The 19,463-nt window shown below is 31.5% G+C and carries 15 protein-coding genes; all 15 read left to right on the top strand.

Translation table 11 applies throughout. From position 1 onward, the window contains the following. Positions 1-2,240: polysaccharide biosynthesis tyrosine autokinase (locus ACHZDT_RS13390; protein WP_394775133.1), on the top strand; the 2,240-nt coding region annotated here is incomplete at its 5' end. A gap of 9 nt (positions 2,241-2,249) precedes the next feature. Continuing rightward, complete coding sequence (locus ACHZDT_RS13385) at positions 2,250-3,233, top strand: SDR family oxidoreductase (RefSeq protein WP_394775132.1); 984 nt, start codon at positions 2,250-2,252, stop codon at positions 3,231-3,233. Positions 3,234-3,261: 28 nt separating this feature from the next. Continuing rightward, positions 3,262-4,653: a UDP-glucose 6-dehydrogenase gene (locus tag ACHZDT_RS13380; RefSeq protein WP_394775131.1), complete on the top strand. Its 1,392-nt coding sequence runs from the start codon at positions 3,262-3,264 to the stop codon at positions 4,651-4,653. 83 nt (positions 4,654-4,736) lie between these two features. Continuing rightward, complete coding sequence (locus tag ACHZDT_RS13375; protein WP_394775130.1) at positions 4,737-5,204, top strand: UpxY family transcription antiterminator; 468 nt, start codon at positions 4,737-4,739, stop codon at positions 5,202-5,204. Between the two features lie 269 nt (positions 5,205-5,473). Next, positions 5,474-6,787 (top strand): nucleotide sugar dehydrogenase, encoded by a 1,314-nt coding sequence (locus ACHZDT_RS13370; protein ID WP_394775129.1) that lies wholly within the window; start codon positions 5,474-5,476, stop codon positions 6,785-6,787. Positions 6,788-6,823: 36 nt separating this feature from the next. Then, a complete protein-coding gene (locus tag ACHZDT_RS13365; RefSeq protein WP_394775128.1) occupies positions 6,824-7,831 on the top strand; it encodes a mannose-1-phosphate guanylyltransferase in 1,008 nt (335 codons plus the stop codon). An 11-nt stretch (positions 7,832-7,842) separates the two neighbouring features. Next, positions 7,843-8,889: a dTDP-glucose 4,6-dehydratase gene (gene rfbB, locus ACHZDT_RS13360; protein ID WP_394775127.1), complete on the top strand. Its 1,047-nt coding sequence runs from the start codon at positions 7,843-7,845 to the stop codon at positions 8,887-8,889. Positions 8,890-8,932: 43 nt separating this feature from the next. Further along, complete coding sequence (locus tag ACHZDT_RS13355) at positions 8,933-11,425, top strand: SLBB domain-containing protein (protein WP_394775126.1); 2,493 nt, start codon at positions 8,933-8,935, stop codon at positions 11,423-11,425. Positions 11,426-11,435: 10 nt separating this feature from the next. Continuing rightward, positions 11,436-12,509 carry a Wzz/FepE/Etk N-terminal domain-containing protein gene (locus ACHZDT_RS13350; protein ID WP_394775125.1) on the top strand — a complete coding sequence of 358 codons (1,074 nt, stop codon included), beginning with the start codon at positions 11,436-11,438 and terminating at the stop codon, positions 12,507-12,509. Positions 12,510-12,525: 16 nt separating this feature from the next. Next, on the top strand, positions 12,526-13,554 hold the full coding sequence (locus ACHZDT_RS13345) for an FAD-binding oxidoreductase (protein WP_394775124.1): 1,029 nt from the start codon (positions 12,526-12,528) through the stop codon (positions 13,552-13,554). 25 nt (positions 13,555-13,579) lie between these two features. Further along, positions 13,580-14,356, top strand: coding sequence for a glucose-1-phosphate cytidylyltransferase (gene rfbF, locus ACHZDT_RS13340; protein ID WP_394775123.1), 777 nt, complete (start codon positions 13,580-13,582; stop codon positions 14,354-14,356). Then, entirely contained in the window at positions 14,350-15,441 is a 1,092-nt protein-coding gene (rfbG, locus tag ACHZDT_RS13335) for a CDP-glucose 4,6-dehydratase (RefSeq protein ID WP_394775122.1), read from the top strand. The genes rfbF and rfbG overlap by 7 nt, the downstream gene beginning before the upstream one ends. Then, positions 15,434-16,345 carry an NAD-dependent epimerase/dehydratase family protein gene (locus ACHZDT_RS13330; protein WP_394775121.1) on the top strand — a complete coding sequence of 304 codons (912 nt, stop codon included), beginning with the start codon at positions 15,434-15,436 and terminating at the stop codon, positions 16,343-16,345. The genes rfbG and ACHZDT_RS13330 overlap by 8 nt, the downstream gene beginning before the upstream one ends. 4 nt (positions 16,346-16,349) lie before the next feature. Beyond that, entirely contained in the window at positions 16,350-18,068 is a 1,719-nt protein-coding gene (locus tag ACHZDT_RS13325) for a thiamine pyrophosphate-binding protein (RefSeq protein ID WP_394775120.1), read from the top strand. A 32-nt stretch (positions 18,069-18,100) separates the two neighbouring features. Further along, positions 18,101-19,402 carry a lipopolysaccharide biosynthesis protein RfbH gene (gene rfbH / locus ACHZDT_RS13320; protein ID WP_394775119.1) on the top strand — a complete coding sequence of 434 codons (1,302 nt, stop codon included), beginning with the start codon at positions 18,101-18,103 and terminating at the stop codon, positions 19,400-19,402. Positions 19,403-19,463 lie beyond the last annotated feature (61 nt).

Below are 19,463 nucleotides of genomic sequence, written 5' to 3'. Positions count from 1 at the left end.
CTTCAAATACCAGTTTAGTTTTTAACTGGGGAGGAATTTCTGATCAGGTAAATGGAATTTCTACAATATTGCAATCTCGATCTCACAATGAGTTAGTTGTGAGTAAATTGCAATTTTATATTGATTATTTCGTACAAGGAAAATACAATTTAATTGATGCATATGGCGCCGTTCCTTTTTATGTGAATATTGATAAATCAAAGGGACAGCTAGCAAATACATTAATAGGAATTAAATTTGTAAGCGAAAATGAATATCAAATTCGAATTCCTTTCGAAAATAATTCAGTTTCGTTGATAACATATTCTACTAATTCATATAGTAATACTGCCGTTCAGCCGACAGACTTATTTGTCAAGAAATTTAAGGTTGGCGAACAGGTTTCTTTACCATTTCTAAATTGGAAGTTACAAATAAATGACAATCCGGGTTTGTACAACGGAAACGAGTATTTTGTAAAATTTAATGATTTTGATGCAACAGTTGCTGGTTATAGAGGTATAACTGTTGGATCTGATGATAAAGGAGGATCAATATTAACTTTAGGAATGCAGGGCACAAATAAAGCCAGAATGGTTGATTATTTGAATTCTACTGTAAAAATGTTAATTAAAATTCAACTTGACGGAAAAAATCAATTTGCAACCAATACTATCAGGTTTATTGATAGTACACTTGTTGCAATGGAGTCGCAATTAAAACAAACTGGCGGTGAATTAAAATCTTTCCGAAAGGATAAAAATATTTATGAAATTGAAGGTGGAGGAGCTGTAGCTTCTGGAAAGCTGATGGATTTTGATGTTAAAAAAGATGAAGTCACAAGAAAAATAGCCTATTACAATTCTTTAAAGTCTTACTTAAATAGTAGTGTCGATTATGCAAGATTACCTGCGCCATCTGTTGCGGGAATCGAAGATCCAAATATTGTAGTTAATGTGTCAAAGCTCATTGCACTTTCTACACAAAGATCAGAAATGGCTTATGCAGTAAAAAGCGATAAAATTTTTAAAGATTTTGACAATCAAATGAACGCTGTCAAAGATGTTTTGCTGGAAAATATTGTTACGGCAAAATCTTCTTTAATGTATGATTTGTCAATGGTAAATGCTAAAATTGGTGAGGCAGAAAGTACCGTAAAACGACTTCCGGAAGAGCAACAGGAATTATTAAAGATTCAGAGAAAATATGATTTAAGTGATAATATTTATACTGAATTTCTGAAAAAGAGAAATGAGGCAGAAATCGTAAAAGCATCTAATTTATCTGATATTCATTTTATAGATTCTGCAAAAGATATTGGTGGAGGATTAATTGGTCCAAAAACTTCTGTGAACTATATATTAGCTTTATTTCTGGGAACACTCGTGCCATTGTTGTTTATTTTTGGAATTTTCTTCATTAATAATTCGATTCAAAGTGCTGATGATATTAGTAAACTAACCCAGATACCATTAATTGGTGTCATTGGAATTAATAAAAATTCATTGAATTTAGCAGTTTTTGATAAACCGAAATCTGCACTTTCTGAGGCTTTTAGAACAATTCGTTCTTCATTGCAATTTTTGTATAAAAAACAGCAGCTAAGTGGGTCAAAGACTTTAATGATTACTTCGTCAATAAGTGGCGAGGGAAAAACATTTTGCTCTATAAATATCGCTACGGTTTTCGCTTTAAGCGAAAAGAAAACTGTTGTTGTAGGTTTAGATTTGAGAAAACCGAGATTGGCAGATGAGTTCAATTTGAAAAATCAGATAGGAGTTGTGAATTATCTGATTAAACAAAATAGTTTAGCAGAAATTACTAACGCGACAGAAATTCCTAATCTTGACGTTATACTCTCAGGACCAATACCTCCAAATCCATCAGAATTAATTTTGAGCGATGCAATGAATGAATTAATTGTTGAGCTGAAAGACAAATATGATTACATTATCTTGGATACTCCGCCGGTAGGATTAGTATCAGATGCATTAGAACTTGCGCAATATGCTGATGTTACTCTTTATATAGTAAGACAGAATTATACCAAAAAGGATATGATTACATTGCTAAATACAAGGGTAAAAAGAGGTGAATTATCGAATGCAAGTATTGTGTTAAATGGTTATGAAAATAAAGCGAAATATGGCACGGCTTATGGTTATGGGTACGGTTACGGAGCTTATTCAAATGGATATCATGAAGAAGAGGAAAAATTTAGTTTCTGGAAGGGAATTTTGAATAAATTCAAGAAAAAATAATTTCGAATAATGGAAGTATCAACTCAAAATACAATTTTAATTACTGGTGGAGCAGGCTTTATAGGTTCAAATTTATCTGAATATTTTTTAGGTTTAGGATATAAAGTAATCTGTTTGGATAATTTTTCAACAGGACATCATCATAATTTGGAAAATTTTGTAGATAATCCTAATTTTAAATTAATTGAAGGCGATATCAGGAATATTGACGATTGTATTTTAGCTGTTCAGGGTGTCGATTATGTTTTGCACGAGGCTGCTTTAGGTTCTGTTCCAAGATCTATAAATGACCCAATCACAACAAATGATGTAAATGTTTCGGGTTTTTTGAATATGCTAGTAGCTTCTCGCGATGCAAAAATAAAACGTTTTATTTATGCTGCCAGTTCTTCTACATATGGAGATTCCGAAGGATTGCCAAAAGTGGAGGATGTAATTGGTAAGCCATTATCGCCATATGCAATTACAAAATATGTAAATGAATTATATGCTGAAATTTTCAGTAGAACATACGGATTGGAAACAATAGGATTGCGTTATTTTAATGTATTTGGAAGAAAACAAGATCCTAATGGAGCTTATGCTGCTGTGATTCCAAAATTTGTTACGCAGTTGATGAATTATGAAAGTCCTGTAATAAATGGTGACGGAAATTATTCGAGGGATTTTACATATATAGATAATGTGATTCAGATGAACGAGTTAGCAATGACTAACCAGAATCCTGAAGCAATAAATACAGTTTACAATACCGCATTTGGTGATCGAAATACGTTAAACGATTTGGTTCGATATTTAAAAGAATATTTAGCCGAATTTGATTCGAAAATTGCTGATGTTGAAATTGTTTATGGAGCAAATAGAGCTGGTGATATTCCTCATTCATTAGCAAGTATCGATAAGGCTAAAACAATGTTAGGATATAATCCAAAATATTCTTTGCAAGAAGGATTAAAAGAAGCTGTAAGTTGGTATTGGAATAATTTGAAATAAAATAAGGATCAATATAATAGTAAATTAAATGAAAATTACAAAAATTTGTTGCATTGGTGCAGGTTATGTTGGAGGTCCAACTATGGCAGTAATTGCTCAAAAATGTCCACATATTCAAGTGACAGTTGTCGATTTGAACGAACAGAGAATTAAAGATTGGAATGATCCCAATACAGATAATATTCCTATTTATGAACCGGGACTTTCTGAAATAGTAGCTGAGGCGAGAGGAAGAAATCTTTTCTTTTCAACAGAAGTAGAAAAAGCAATAGATGAAGCTCAGGTTATTTTTATATCTGTAAATACACCAACCAAAACCTATGGGAAAGGGAAAGGGATGGCTGCTGATTTAAAATATATTGAACTTTGTGCGCGTCAAATAGCAAAAGTTGCCAAACAAAATAAAATTGTAGTTGAAAAATCAACTTTGCCTGTAAGAACAGCCGAAGCAATAAAAAGTATTCTTGACAATACAGGAAATGGAGTTCAGTTTCAAATTTTATCAAATCCTGAATTTTTAGCAGAAGGAACTGCGGTTACAGATTTATTAAATCCGGATCGAATTTTAATAGGTGGAGATTCAACAGAAGAAGGTGAAATAGCAATTAAAGCACTTGTTGATGTTTATGCAAATTGGGTAAGTGAAGATAAAATTTTAACGACTAACGTTTGGTCTTCAGAACTTTCTAAATTAACAGCTAATGCATTTTTAGCACAACGAATTTCGTCAATAAATGCGATGTCTGAATTATGTGAAAAAACAGGTGCAGATGTAAACGAAGTAGCAAAAGCTATTGGAATGGATAGCAGGATTGGCCCGAAATTTCTAAAAGCATCAGTTGGTTTTGGAGGTTCTTGTTTCCAAAAAGATATTTTAAATTTAGTTTACATAGCAAAATCTTATGGATTAAATGAAGTTGCAGATTATTGGGAGCAAGTAATTATAATGAATGATCATCAAAAAAGAAGATTTTCTAATAAAATTGTACAAACATTATATAATACAGTTGCTGATAAAAAAATTACATTTTTAGGCTGGGCTTTCAAAAAAGATACAAACGACACTCGTGAGTCTGCTGCAATATACGTAGCCGATGATTTGATTAATGAACAGGCTAAAATTTCTGTTTATGATCCAAAGGTTTCAAGAAATAAAATGTTAAGTGATTTAGATTATTTAGAAACCAGAAATGCTGAAGAAAATAGTAAAGCATTAGGCATATTTGATAATGCTTATGATGCTTGTAAAGGTGCGCATGCAATCGCAATTTTAACTGAATGGGATGAATTTACAACTTATGACTGGAAAAAGATTTACGATTCAATGCATAAACCTGCATTTCTTTTTGATGGAAGAAATATACTAAATGCAAAAGAATTGGAATCAATCGGATTTATTTATAAAGGAATAGGTTCGTAGTTAAAAAAAATATTGAGGTAAAATTTAATATGAAAATGAATAGAGTGAGATTGGTTTAAGTTTCTATTTCAAGATAAAGAAAAATGAAAAATTGGTATGTAGTGTATACAAAACCCAAATGGGAAAAAAAAGTTGCGGAAAAGCTTAATGAAATAGGAATAGAGTGCTATTGCCCAATAATAACTCAGATTAAACAATGGTCAGATAGAAAAAAGAAGGTTGAAGTACCGCTTTTTAACTCATATGTTTTTGTCCAATTAGAAGACATGGATAGAAATTCAGTTTTTCAAATATCTGGCGTAATTCGATATTTATTTTGGTTAGGAAAACCTGCTATTGTAAAAGATAGTGAAATTGAAATTATAAAAACTAGTCTTAAAGCTCCAAATATCAGTGATATTTCAGTAACTTCAATCCAGGTTGGAGATCGAATAAAGTTGGAAGCAGGTGCATTTACCAATCAAGACGCAATTGTTCAGGAGATATCTAACACACATTATATTTTAGTGCTTGAATCTTTAGGGTGTGTACTTAAAATAAAATACAAATAATTTAGTTTAGTATCTTACTATTGTTGTTAAAGCGGAAGTAAATTTCTCTAATTGGAGATTTTAACTTCTGTTTTTTGTATAATGTGATTTTTTTACATACTGATTAATAATACGTTGGTGTGTATTATTATTATTTAATTGATTGTTTTCGTAGTAATACGGGAAACCGTATTGAATAAATTGACTTAAAATGTTATATTTGCCGAAAATGATTTTAGAGTATCTGTGTCCAATCTTTGTGACTCAGAGTGGCGAAGCCGTGAATTGTTATGACTGAAATAGATAAAAAAGATTACAAATTGATTGAAAACATAAAAATAGCCATTATTGGTTTAGGTTATGTGGGTTTGCCTTTGGCCAGATTGTTTGCTACTAAATATTCAGTTATTGGTTTCGATATAAATGAAACACGAGTATCGTCATTAAAATCTGGTACAGATACGACATTAGAAGTTGATGATGCTACTTTACAAAAAGTTTTAGTTGATAATTCCAGTTCTAAGATTGGGTTATATTGTACGACATCTTTAAATGATATAGCAGATTGTAATTATTTTATAATAACTGTTCCTACTCCAGTTGATAAAAATAATCGACCAGATTTAACTCCTTTATATAAATCGAGTGAATCAGTTGGTAAAATATTAAAAAGAGGAGATATCGTAATTTATGAATCAACTGTTTATCCTGGTGTCACAGAAGAACAGTGCGTTCCAGTTTTAGAAAGAATTTCTGGTTTAAAGTTTAATGAAGATTTTTACGCAGGATATTCTCCTGAAAGAATAAATCCGGGAGATAAAGAGCATACGGTTGAAAAGATTTTAAAAGTAACTTCGGGATCAACTCCGGAGATTGGGATAAAAGTTGATAATCTTTATAAGTCTGTTATTACTGCTGGAACTCATTTGGCGCCTTCTATAAAAGTAGCAGAAGCTGCTAAAGTTATAGAGAATTCACAACGAGATATTAATATTGCTTTTGTAAATGAACTGGCTAAAATATTCAACTTAATGAATATCGATACTCATGAAGTATTACAAGCAGCATCTACAAAATGGAATTTCTTACCCTTTAAGCCAGGATTAGTGGGTGGACATTGTATTGGTGTTGATCCTTATTATTTGGCACAAAGAGCTCAAGAATTCGGATATCATCCTGAGATAATATTAGCGGGAAGACGTTTAAATGATAGTATGGGGGAATATGTAGCTTCGCAGATAGTGAAACTAATGATTAAAAAAGGAATTTCGGTCAATGGAGCAAATCTTTTAATGCTTGGAATTACCTTTAAAGAGAATTGTCCGGATGTTCGTAATACAAAAATTGTAGATGTCGTAAAAGCATTAAAGGATTATGGAATTGAAGTAACAATATTTGATCCTATAGCTAATGCAGATGATGTAAAAAAAGAATATAATTTAGTAACATTAAACGCTATTCCAAATAATAGATTTGATGCAATTGTTTTAGGAGTTGCACATGCTGAATTTTTAAAACTGAATTTTTCTGATTTGCAAAAAGATAATAGTTTAATATATGACGTAAAGGGAGTTTTAGGTACTATAGCTGATAACAGATTATAGTAAATAAAAGTCTTTTTTTATTTTAAAGAAAAAAAAATGGAAACAAACAATTCAATCATACATGTAATTTTGACAGGAGGAGTGGGAAGCAGATTGTGGCCACTATCCAGAAAAAGTCAACCTAAACAATATCTTGAGATATTTGAAAATAAATCCTTATTTGAAATGACAGTTGATCGTAACAGTCATTTAGCAAATAAAGTTATGGTAGTTGGTAATGTAGATAATCATCACTTAAGTGGTAAAGTTATGGATAAAACCAAAACTTCTTATGTAAATATTGTCGAAGCTACGCCTAGAAATACTGCTGCTGCAATTGCGTTTGCTGCATTTGCTTCAGATCCAAATGATATATTAATTGTAACTCCTTCAGATCATATTATTGATAAAATGGACGATTATAATAAAGCTATAAATGAAGCAGTTTTAAAAGCAAAAGATGGTTTTATAGTTACGTTTGGAATTATTCCAACAAAACCGGAAACTGGTTATGGCTATATCGAATCAAAAGGGGATAAAGTAATTTCATTTAGAGAAAAACCAAACGAAACTACAGCAAAGGAGTTTATTGCAAAAGGAAATTTTTTATGGAATAGTGGCATGTTTTGTTTCAAGGCTAGTGTTCTATTAGATGAACTAAAACAATTTCAACCAGATGTTTACGAAAAATCTAAAGCTGTTTGGGAATCAAGTAAGGAAGGTTTCTTAGATTTGGATTTGTCATTAGAAATTCCATCAATTAGTATTGATTATGCAGTAATGGAACGAAGTAAAAAAATTAAGGTAGTTCCTGCTGCTTTTTCATGGTCGGATCTAGGATCTTTTGAATCAGTTTATGATTATTTAGTCTTAAAAGGGCATCCTACAGACAGAAATGGAAATATGGTAATTGGGTCTGGTAAACATACAACTTTTTTAGGATTAAAAAACACTATTTTTGTATACACAGATTCAGCAAATTTAATTTTACAAAAAGAGAACTCACAAGATGTAAAAGACATATATAGCGAGTTAGAAAAAATAAATTCAGATTTATTAAATTAATTAAAATTTAAATGAAAAAAATTCTAATAACCGGAGGTGCTGGTTTTATTGGATCTCATGTCGTGAGACGTTTTGTAAATAAATATCCTGAATATCAAATATTCAATTTAGATGCGTTGACGTATGCAGGGAATCTGGAGAATATTAAAGATATTGAAAATCAATCAAATTACACTTTTATAAAAGGCGATATAGTTGATGAGTCTTTTATAAATGAACTTTTCTCATCGCATAATTTTGAAGGTGTTTTACATTTAGCTGCCGAGTCTCATGTTGACCGTTCTATTGAGGATCCGTTAGCATTTGTTAAAACAAATGTAATTGGAACCATGAATTTATTAAATGCAGCAAAAAATCAGTGGAAGAATAATTTTGAAGGTAAACGTTTCTATCATATAAGCACTGATGAAGTTTATGGTTCGCTTGGAGCAGAAGGTCTTTTTACGGAGACTACTTCTTATGATCCAAATTCACCTTATTCAGCTTCTAAAGCAAGTTCTGATCATTTTGTGAGAGCTTATGGAGAAACTTATGGTTTGCCTTATGTTTTAACAAACTGTTCAAATAACTATGGCTCATACCATTTTCCCGAGAAACTAATTCCTCTTTTTATAAACAATATTATTAATAACAAGCCCTTGCCAGTTTATGGAGATGGAAATTATACTCGTGATTGGCTTTTTGTTGAGGATCATGCTATTGCAATTGATTTAGTTTTCCATGAAGGTAAAAATCATGAAACCTACAATATTGGCGGTTTTAACGAGTGGAAAAATATTGATTTGGTTAAATTATTATGTCAAATAATGGATCAAAAACTAGGAAGAGGCAAAGGTGTTTCTGAAGAATTGATAACCTATGTGAAAGATAGACCTGGTCACGATTTACGTTATGCTATTGATGCTTCAAAAATCAATAAAGAACTTGGATGGAACCCTTCCGTTACTTTTGAAGAGGGATTAGAAAAAACAATTAATTGGTATTTAGATAATGAAGAATGGTTACAAAATATCACTTCAGGTTCTTATAAAGATTATTACCAAAAACAATATTCATAAATAAATAAATTTTTTCAAAACAAAATTTTAAGGTTAATTAAATATGAAAAAAATAATATACGTACTTACTTTATTTTTTATTTTATTACTGTCATTTAATGTAAATGCTCAGGATATAATAAAGTCTAAAGACTTAAGTACTGTAAAGGTTGATTATTTGTCAGATGACGAAATTGCTAAAATTATTGCTCAGTTAAAAAGTAACAATGCCACAATTAATGATGTAGAATCTATGGCTTTGTCGAAAGGTATGAGTCAAGCTGAGTTCGATAAGTTAAGAACTAGAATTACAGACTATGAAAAAAAGAATTCTAAAGATAAAAAAGACAAGGACAAGGATAAAAAGAAAGACGACAAATTAAAAGATACAGATAAAGAATCTGAGTTTGGAAGAAAACAAGAAAAAATTAAAAATGAAAAAATAAAGGATTCACTAAATGCTTTAATTTTCGGATCTGAACTATTTGATAATCCTACTTTGAATTTTGAACCTGATTTAAAAATGGCAACGCCAATAAATTACGTTCTTGGTCCAGGAGATAAGTTAGAAGTAAGTGTTTATGGTATTCAGCAATTTGATGATACTGTACCTGTAAATTTTGAAGGTAAAATTACAGTTCAAAATGTTGGTCAAATTACTGTTGCAGGAATGTCAATCGAAGCGGCTTCGCAAAAAATAAAGGCTGCAATTGCAAGAGTTTATAGCACAGTTAGATCGGGGCAATCTCAGGTTAGTGTAAGCTTAAGTGATATAAGAACAATTAAGGTTACGATCGTGGGAGGAAAACAACCAGGTAATTATTCTATTTCATCACTAGCTTCCGTTTATAACGCATTGCATTTAGCAGGAGGACCGGGTAAAAATGGAAGTTACAGGAATATAGAATTAATCCGAAATAACAAAGTTTATAAAAACGTAGATATTTATAAGTTTTTAGTTAAAGGAGATCAGTCAGATAATGTGAATTTACGGGATAATGATGTAATTAGAATACCGGCCTATAGTCAAAGAGTTGTTGTAGAAGGTGAAGTAAAACGTCCGGGAATTTTCGAAATGAAAAAAGGAGAAACATTTTCGGATTTATTGTCTTTTGCTTCAGGTTTTAATGAATTTGCCTATACTGCATCTGTAAATGTCATGCAAAAAACTGGAAAAGAGTTTAAAGTTCATGACATAAATGAAAGTGAATATAATTCTTATTTGCCAATGTCAGGAGATGTTTTTAGAGTGACTAAAATATTAAATCGATTTGAAAATCGTATTAAAATTGAAGGTGCAGTTTTTAGACCAGATTATTATTCTTATAGTGATGGAATGAGAATTTCGGATCTTATTACAAGAGCAGAAGGACTTAAAGAAGATGCTTATACAAAAAGAGCAAGAATTATTCGTCTAAAGACAGATTTAACGACAGAAATTGTTAATGTTGATTTAAGCGCTGCATTATCTGGAGATTTAAATGCGGATGTAGAGCTAAAAAGAGAAGATATTGTTACTGTTTATTCGATTCTGGATTTCAGAGAAGAGTACAAAATCACAATAGATGGAGAAGTGAAAAATCCTGGAGAGTATGAGTACTTTGAAAATTTGACCTTAAATGACTTAGTTGTTCAAGTTGGTGGTTTAACAGGATCGGCATCTAAAAGAGTTGAAATTGCTAGGATGATAAAATCTGATTTAATTGATGATACTGATCCAAAACGTATTGAATTGGTTGAACTTGAAATTACAGCAGACAATAATGAACAAGTTAAAAACTTTATATTAAAGCCATTTGATGTTATCAATATTCGTAAAATGGCAGTTTATGAAAAACCAGAGATGGTTAAGGTTAGTGGAGCAGTTAGTTATCCCGGAAAATATGTTTTGGCTAATAAAAAAGAAACAGTTTACAACGTAGTTATGAGAGCTGGAGGACTAACATCTATTGCTAATCTGGATGGTATGAAAATTAAAAGACCAATAAAAGAGGAACAGATTGAGCAATTAGAAAGTATAAACCTTAATCTTGATAAAAAACTAACAACAGAAGAAGAAGGGTTGAAATTGAAGGAAAAAGATACTCTTAGTTCTAAGCTATCTAAAAAACTTAGAGATGAATTAAAGTATGCTACCATTCCTATAAATTGGGAAAAAATAGTAAAAGATAAAAATCATTATTCAAATGTTACTTTGTTTCCTGGTGATGAGATTGAAGTGGCAGTTTATAATGAGGGTGTAAAAGTTACAGGAAATGTATTGTTAACTTCTGAAATTCCCTTCAGAAGCGGAAAAGGGTTTAAGTATTATATAAATGCCGTTGGAGGTGTAGACTATAAAGGATGGAAGAAAAAAGCGTATATTATTTATCCAAATGGAAAAGCCTCTGTTACAGGATCATTTTTATTTTTTAGATCTTATCCAAAAGTAACTCCAGATTCTCAAATAGTAGTGCCTGAAAAACCTGAAATGAAACGAATGAGTGCTGGAGAGTGGGCTGGTATTGGTAGTGTTCTTGCTAGTTTAGCCTTATTAATTGTTACAGCTTTTAAATAAAATTATTTTAATGGATAATAAACCTATAGTTAATGAGGAGATCTCGTTAAAAGAATTATTAACAAAAATGAAGGAATGGTATCATTATTTGTTATCAGAATGGAAGATTATTATACTAGCTGGAATAATTGGAGCTGCCTTAGGATTGACTTATTCTTTTACGAAAAAACCAGTTTATACTGCAACATTGTCATTTGCTTTAGAGGATGAAAAAGGTAGTGGTGGTGGCTTAGGAAGTGCATTAGGGTTAGCTAGTTCATTCGGACTAGATTTAGGAGGAAGTGCAGGAGGAGTTTTTACAGGTTCTAATTTGACGGAATTGTTTAAATCTCGTTCAATGGTAGAAAAAACGATGTTGAATCCAGTTGTTTTGAATGGCAAAGTAGTTTCGTTAGCGGAGATGTATATTCAAAATAATGAATGGCGAGAAGTTTGGAATAATAAACCAGAATTAGCTTCTATTCAATTTTTGCCTAATGATAATCGCAAAAAGTTTACACGTATCCAAGATAGTATTATGGGTATAATGTACGATAATCTATCTAAGTCAGGTTTAAGTGTTGGTCAAAAGGATAAAAAAATATCGATTATAAGTATTGATGTAACATCTACAAATGAACTTTTTGCCAAATATTTTTGTGAAGCTTTAGCGCAACAAGTGGGAGAATTTTATGTTGATACTAAAAGTAAAAGAGCAAGAATCAATATGGCTATTTTAGAGAGACAAGTTGATTCGATTCGTAGAGAGTTAAACAATGCAATTACGGGTGTTGCAGCGGCTAATGATAATACTTTTGGTCTGAATCCGGCTATGAATATTCGACGTGCGCCATCAGCTCGCAGACAGGTTGATGTTCAGGCTAATACTGCGATTTTAACAGAACTGGTTAAGCAAGCTGAGTTAGCAAAAGTAACTTTACGAAAAGAGACACCATTAATACAAATTATTGACAAACCTATTTTGCCCTTAGCCAAAGAAAGATTTGGTAAAGCTAAAGGAATACTGGTGGGAGGGATTTTGGCTGGTTTTTTAACAGTACTCTTTTTAATTTTTAGAAAGTTATTTAAAGAAGTAATGAAATAATTTTTTAGATAGTAAAATGAAAAATTATACTTTAAAAGTTCAGGAGATTAGAAAGGAAACAGATGATACAGTTACTTTATGTTTCAAACAACCTGGATTAAAAAAAATTAAATATTTAGCTGGCCAGTATTTAACACTTCAATTTAGAATTAATGGAAGAAGATATATTCGACCTTATTCATTTTCTTCTACTCCTTTAATAGATCCTTCACTTAATGTAACAATAAAACGAGTTCCTGGCGGGATTGTTTCTAATTATATAAATGATTATATAAAAGTTGATGATGTAATTGAAGTGCAAGAGCCCTTAGGCGATTTTGTATTTGAAGCAACCAAATCAATAAAAAATGTAGTTTTTTGGGGGGTTGGAAGTGGTATTACACCTCTTTTTTCAATGATAAAAGATTTGTTAAATATTGATAAGGTAATAAAGGTTTATTTAGTTTATGGCAATAAATCTAAAACGTCAGTGATTTTTTACAATGAGTTGGAAAAACTTAAGTCAATTTATTCAGAACGATTTACGATCTATTATTTTTATTCTCAAGAAGAATTTTTTGATAATGAGTCACACAATTTTCAGGGAAGAATTAATTCTAATTTTATTAGTGATTTAATAAAGAAAATTGATGAACCAGTAAGACATTATATATGTGGGCCTATAGGATTAAAAAACACAATTAAAGAGTCGTTGTTAGATATATCAGGAAATCTTGATAATTTATTTTCTGAAGATTTTGAGATTATTAAAAACCCAGAAGACTTTAAAGAGATATTCGATCAGGAAATTGTACTAAATTTTCAAGGCAATGAAAATAAAATTATAATAAATAAAGGAAATTCTATACTGGAAGATGCATTAGAAATTGGTTTAGAATTACCTTATTCTTGTCAAACCGGAAATTGTAGCACTTGTAAAGCAACTCTTAAATCTGGAAAGATAAAAATGGTAGGATTAGATAAGCCTAGAACTGATTTGGACGAAAATGAATATTTATTATGTTGCAGTTATCCTTTGACAAATAATGTTTGTGTTGAGATATAATAATCATAAATAACGATATAAAATAATGAAAGTAGTAATTTTTGCGGGTGGTTTTGGAACTCGCCTTATGGAAGAAACTGAGGCTAGACCTAAACCAATGGTTGAAATTGGAGGAAAACCTATTTTATGGCATATTTTAAAAATGTTTGAACAGCATGGATATAATGAATTTATAATTTGTCTTGGTTATAAAGCTACCTACATAAAAGAATATTTCTATAATTATTATTTGCATAATTCTGATGTAACAATTGAACTAGCAAACAATAATATCAATGTTCATTATTCAGAAACAGAATCTTTTAAAGTTACATTGATAGATACAGGACTACATACAAATACAGCAGGAAGGTTAAAACGTATTCAAAAATATGTTAAAAATGAAACTTTTATGCTTACCTATGGAGACGGAGTAGCAGATGTTAATTTGTCCGAATTACTTAAGTTCCATAAATCACATGGTAGATTGGCGACCTTAACAAGTGTCCAGGTACCTGGACGTTTTGGTAATTTAGAAATCGGTAATGAAGGTGAGGTGGATAGTTTTGTAGAAAAACCTGCAGGAGATGGAATGTGGATTAATGGAGGGTTTTTTGTTTTAGAACCAGGTATATTTAAATATCTTGAAGATGATGTTGAAGACATACAATGGGAAAAAGAACCACTTGGAGCTATTGCTAAAGATCAGCAATTGGCTGCTTATAAGCACAATGGGTTTTGGAAATGTATGGACGCTTTAAGAGATAGAGTAGAGCTTGAAGCAATGTGGAGTTCTGGAAATGCAAAATGGAAGACATGGTAGATTCATTATTTGAAAAATTAAAAAAATCATATAAAGGAAAGAAGGTCTTTTTAACAGGGCATACTGGTTTTAAAGGGGCTTGGATGTTAAAAACGCTATCTTTATTAGGTGCTGAAGTAAAAGGTTATGCTTTAGAACCTCAAACAACTAACGATTTGTTTTATCTCATTGATGGACAGAAAATCTGTAATTCTGTTATTGCTGATTTAAGAGATAAAAAGAGGTTAGAAAAAGAAATTATGGATTTTCAACCTAATTTTGTTTTTCATCTGGCCGCCCAGCCATTAGTTCGTTTGTCTTATGAAATACCAGCAGAAACTTTTGAGGTAAATGTTATTGGAACAGCAAATGTTTTAGATGGAGTTCGTTTATTAGAAAAAAAATGTGATGTTGTATTAATTACAACAGATAAAGTATATCACAATAATGAATGGATTTATCCTTATCGTGAAAATGATAGATTAGGAGGATATGATCCTTATAGTGCAAGTAAAGCATGTGCTGAATTGGTTATAGACTCTTATAGAAATTCATTTTTTAATAGCAAAGCATACAACATGCATCAAAAAGCGATTGCTGTTGCCAGAGCGGGTAATGTAATTGGAGGAGGAGATTGGTCAAAAGATCGATTGATTCCTGATATTGCAAAAGCATTTGCAGCTGATAAAGCTGTTGTAATAAGAAACCCTAAATCAGTCAGACCATGGCAACACGTATTGGAGCCAGTAATAGGTTACTTATTGTTGGGATCTAATTTATCCAAAAACCCGTTTCAATTTAGTCAGGCTTATAATTTTGGACCTCATTTATCTGATGCGCTTCCAGTAGAAGACATGCTTAACTTAGCTATTATAAGTTGGGGTAAAGGAGAATATATAGTAGAAACATATGAAAACCAACCTCATGAAGCAGGTCTGCTAAAGCTTGATATTAGTAAAGCTGTATCTGAATTAAATTGGGAACCAAAATTGAATGCAGCTAAAGCTGTAAGCATGACAATGGATTGGTATAATCAATTTAATAATAAAAGAGATGAAATTGATTTATTTACAGAATCTCAAGTGAAGTCATTTCTAAATGAATAAAGTCTTAATAACTGGAATTACAGGTTTTCTAGGCTCTCATATCGCGGAAGTCTTAATTTCTAGAGGTATTAGTGTTGTTGGGTTAAAGCGCAAAAATTCAGATATATGGAGATGTGAAGAATTTAAAGATAAAATTGAATGGGTAGATATTCTGGACAATGGATCTTTCATAAATCAATTAGTTAATCATTCATTTGATACAATTATACATTCCGCCTGGATAGGTGTTGAAGCAAATGATAGAAACAACTGGATTGAACAGATTAAAAATGTTACTTTTTTTGTTGAACTATTAGAAGCAGCTAAAATTTTAGAGGTTAAAAAAATAATCTTTTTAGGTTCACAAGCAGAATACGGAGCAATTAATAGCAAAATATCTGAAGATTTTGAAACAAATGCTCTAAATGCATATGCAGCTACTAAACTAGCTTGTTTAGAAATTTTAAAAAGTTTTTCATCTATAAATAATATAAATTGGATTTGGCTTAGATTATTTTCGGTATTTGGTGAAAAAGAAAATACAAATTGGTTAATACCCTCTTTAATAAAATCAATGTTAAGTAAGAGTAAAATTGACCTTACTTTAGGCCAGCAGAAATACGCTTACCTATATGTTAAAGATTTTGCTGAAATAATGGCCAAAATTGTAATAAAGGATATAGAATCGGGAATTTATAATATTTCTTCTAATGAGGTTAGAACTATAAAATCTGTAATGGAGGATATAAAGAATATTGTAAATCCAGAATTTATTTTAAATTTTGGCGCTCTACAATATAGATCCGGGCAATCGATGCATATGGAAGGTGATATGCAAAAGGTGATGGCTCAAATTGGAAAAATTGAATTTTCTAATTATGATATTGCTTTACAAAGCACTTTAAAGTACTATTTAAAAAAATAAAATTATGAAAGCATCTGACTTTATTGCAGAGTTTTTAGAAAAGAAAGGGATTAAAAGCGTTTTTGAATTATCAGGAGGAATGATAACTCATATATTAGATTCTTTAAATCAAAAAACAAATATTAATATCATTACGATGCATCACGAACAGGCTGCTGCATTCGCAGCTGAAGGTTATGCTAGAATTACTGGTTTGCCAGGAGTCGCTTTAGCAACATCAGGACCTGGAGCAACTAATTTATTGACAGGGATAGGCAGTTGCTTTTTTGACTCAACTCCTGCTGTTTTTATAACAGGCCAGGTAAACCGGCATGAGTTAAAAGGAGATAGAGAGATTAGGCAGTTAGGTTTCCAGGAAACTGATATTATTGCTATGGCAAAACCTATCACCAAGGCTTGTTTTCAGGTTAATGAGCCTAGTGATATTCCGACTATTTTTGAAAATGCATTTAAAATTGCATTAGAAGGAAGGCCTGGTCCGGTTCTTATTGATATTCCGATGGATGTTCAACGCTTTCAAATTGAGAATAATTATTTTGAATCAGATCCTATAGTCTCCTGCAAAATAGATTCTAATATTTTGAAAAGCTTGATTGAAGATATAAAAAAGGCAAAAAAGCCACTTATATTATCAGGCAGAGGCATTAAAGCGAGCAAAAGCCAGGAAGCATTGGATGAATTTATTATAAAAACTAAAATACCTGTAATAACGACACTTTTAGGATTAGATACAATACAATATGATAATTCCCTACGTGCTGGTTTTATTGGTAGTTACGGCAATAGATGGGCAAATATTGCGTTTGGAGAATGTGATTTATTAATTGTTCTGGGTAGTCGTTTAGATATTAGGCAGACTGGTGCGGATACTAAATTTATTGAGAATCGAAAAATTTATCATATTGATTGTGAAAAAGGAGAAATTAATAATCGTGTAAAAGGTTGTGAGCCTATTGTAACAGATTTGAAATTTTTTTTTAATGAATTTAAAAAGCATACAATTGACGAATCTTTTATATTAAAAGAGGAATGGTTAAATCAAATTAATAGTTTGAAAAAAACTTGGCCGGATACAAGTGAGCTTGATCCTAAAGGCATAAATCCTAATGTTTTTATGCACTTACTTTCTAATAAATCTAAAAAAGCAAAAGCTTATTTGGCTGATGTGGGAAGTCATCAAATGTGGGCAGCGCAATCTTTAGAACTTTATAAGGAGCAATCTTTTTTGACTTCAGGAGGAATGGGAGCGATGGGTTTTTCGTTACCAGCTGGAATTGGAGCAAGTATTGCATTGAATAAGGAACCGGTTGTTGTTTTAATAGGTGATGGTTGCATGCAAATTAATATTCAAGAACTTCAAACCATTGTTAGAAACAAACTTCCTTTGAAAATTGTTGTGTTGAATAACAAAAATTTAGGTATGATCAGACAATTTCAGGATAGTTATTTTGAATCACGTTATCAGTCTACTTATTGGGGATATGATACTCCTGATTTTGCCAAAGTTGCAACAGCTTATGGAATAGACGCAAAAACTATTGAAAATTCAAATGATATAGAAAACGCTATAGATTGGTTTTGGAGTACTGAAAATGAAGATAAACCTCAATTATTGCAAGTGATGATTGATCCTCATACAAATACTTATCCAAAAATTGCCTTTGGCAGACCAATTACTGAAATGGAACCATTTGCGAAACCAATAGCTATGGAGGCTACTTAGATTAATTAAATTACTGTTAAAGATAAACTTATATGTTACAAAATTTAAAAGATGATTCTCTATTAAATAGTTTAAGAGAAATTGCAAAAAAGAAATCCACACAAGTTATTATTGCTGGAGAAAACTACATTCCTGTTACAGGAAAAGTATTGGATGAGGAAGATATTTTAATGGGTGTTGATGCAGCCCTTGATGGTTGGTTAACAGCGGGGCGTTTTGCCAATAAATTTGAGGCAGACTTTGCAGCATATTTCGGTGCTAATAGATCACTTTTGGTAAATTCTGGATCCTCTGCAAATTTGGTAGCATTTTATGCTCTAACCTCTCCAAAATTAGGAGAAAGAGCAATTAAGCCAGGTGATGAAGTTATCACTGTAGCTGCAGGTTTTCCGACAACAATAAATCCAATAATTCAGTTTGGTGCAATTCCAGTTTTTATTGATATTGATATTGCAACACACAACGTTAAAGCCGATATGATTGAGGCAGCTGTAAGTCCGAAAACAAAAGCAATTATGATTGCTCATTCATTAGGCAATCCTTTTGATTTGGATGAAGTAATGCGTGTAGCTAAAAAATACAATCTTTGGGTAGTAGAAGATGATTGCGACTCACTAGGAGCAACTTATAAAGGAAAAAAAACAGGAACTTTTGGAGACATTTCAACATTTTCTTTTTATCCGGCACATCATATTACAATGGGAGAAGGGGGAGCAGTTTTAATTAATAATCCAGTATTATCAAAATTAGCGGAGAGTTTTCGTGATTGGGGACGTGACTGCTATTGTGAACCAGGTAAAGATGATACTTGTGGGTGCCGTTTTGGTCAAGAATTAGGAACGTTGCCTTACGGTTATGATCATAAATATACTTATTCACATATTGGTTTTAATTTGAAAGTAACCGATATGCAAGCTGCATTTGGTGTTTCTCAAATTAAAAAAATAGATCAATTTGTCCAACGTCGTAAAGAAAATTATGCGGCATTGTATGAGCGTATGAAGGAATTTGAAGAAGTTTTTATACTTCCTGAACCAACTCCAAATTCAGAACCTTCATGGTTTGGCTTCTTAATGACGCTTCGTGATGGTGATGCAAATGATCGCCATATGTTAGTACAACATTTGGAAAAGAATAAAATTGGAACGCGTTTGCTGTTTGGCGGTAATTTATTAAGACAGCCTGCTTATGCTAATATTGAGCATCGTATAGTTGGTGATTTATCTAATACTGATATAATTATGAATCAATCGTTTTGGTTAGGTGTATGGCCTGGTTTAAATGAATCGCATTATGATTATATAGCAAATGTTATTCGGGAATATTTAGATTAATACTAACCTTATCATTCATCATAATGATAGGGTTAGTATTGGTTGCTAAGTTTTAATAAAA

Origin of the sequence: Flavobacterium sp. (assembly GCF_043722275.1) — a bacterium.
Lineage (GTDB): Bacteria > Bacteroidota > Bacteroidia > Flavobacteriales > Flavobacteriaceae > Flavobacterium.
This window is presented reverse-complemented; position numbering and strand designations above follow the sequence as displayed.

Excerpts from the sequence above, each read along its gene's own strand:
- ACHZDT_RS13385 (WP_394775132.1), top strand. The coding sequence starts at position 2,250 with ATGGAAGTATCAACTCAAAATACAATTTTAATTACTGGTGGAGCAGGC.
- ACHZDT_RS13380 (WP_394775131.1), top strand. The coding sequence starts at position 3,262 with ATGAAAATTACAAAAATTTGTTGCATTGGTGCAGGTTATGTTGGAGGT.
- ACHZDT_RS13375 (WP_394775130.1), top strand. The coding sequence starts at position 4,737 with ATGAAAAATTGGTATGTAGTGTATACAAAACCCAAATGGGAAAAAAAA.
- ACHZDT_RS13370 (WP_394775129.1), top strand. The coding sequence starts at position 5,474 with ATGACTGAAATAGATAAAAAAGATTACAAATTGATTGAAAACATAAAA.
- ACHZDT_RS13365 (WP_394775128.1), top strand. The coding sequence starts at position 6,824 with ATGGAAACAAACAATTCAATCATACATGTAATTTTGACAGGAGGAGTG.
- rfbB (WP_394775127.1), top strand. The coding sequence starts at position 7,843 with ATGAAAAAAATTCTAATAACCGGAGGTGCTGGTTTTATTGGATCTCAT.
- ACHZDT_RS13355 (WP_394775126.1), top strand. The coding sequence starts at position 8,933 with ATGAAAAAAATAATATACGTACTTACTTTATTTTTTATTTTATTACTG.
- ACHZDT_RS13350 (WP_394775125.1), top strand. The coding sequence starts at position 11,436 with ATGGATAATAAACCTATAGTTAATGAGGAGATCTCGTTAAAAGAATTA.
- ACHZDT_RS13345 (WP_394775124.1), top strand. The coding sequence starts at position 12,526 with ATGAAAAATTATACTTTAAAAGTTCAGGAGATTAGAAAGGAAACAGAT.
- rfbF (WP_394775123.1), top strand. The coding sequence starts at position 13,580 with ATGAAAGTAGTAATTTTTGCGGGTGGTTTTGGAACTCGCCTTATGGAA.
- rfbG (WP_394775122.1), top strand. The coding sequence starts at position 14,350 with ATGGTAGATTCATTATTTGAAAAATTAAAAAAATCATATAAAGGAAAG.
- ACHZDT_RS13330 (WP_394775121.1), top strand. The coding sequence starts at position 15,434 with ATGAATAAAGTCTTAATAACTGGAATTACAGGTTTTCTAGGCTCTCAT.
- ACHZDT_RS13325 (WP_394775120.1), top strand. The coding sequence starts at position 16,350 with ATGAAAGCATCTGACTTTATTGCAGAGTTTTTAGAAAAGAAAGGGATT.
- rfbH (WP_394775119.1), top strand. The coding sequence starts at position 18,101 with ATGTTACAAAATTTAAAAGATGATTCTCTATTAAATAGTTTAAGAGAA.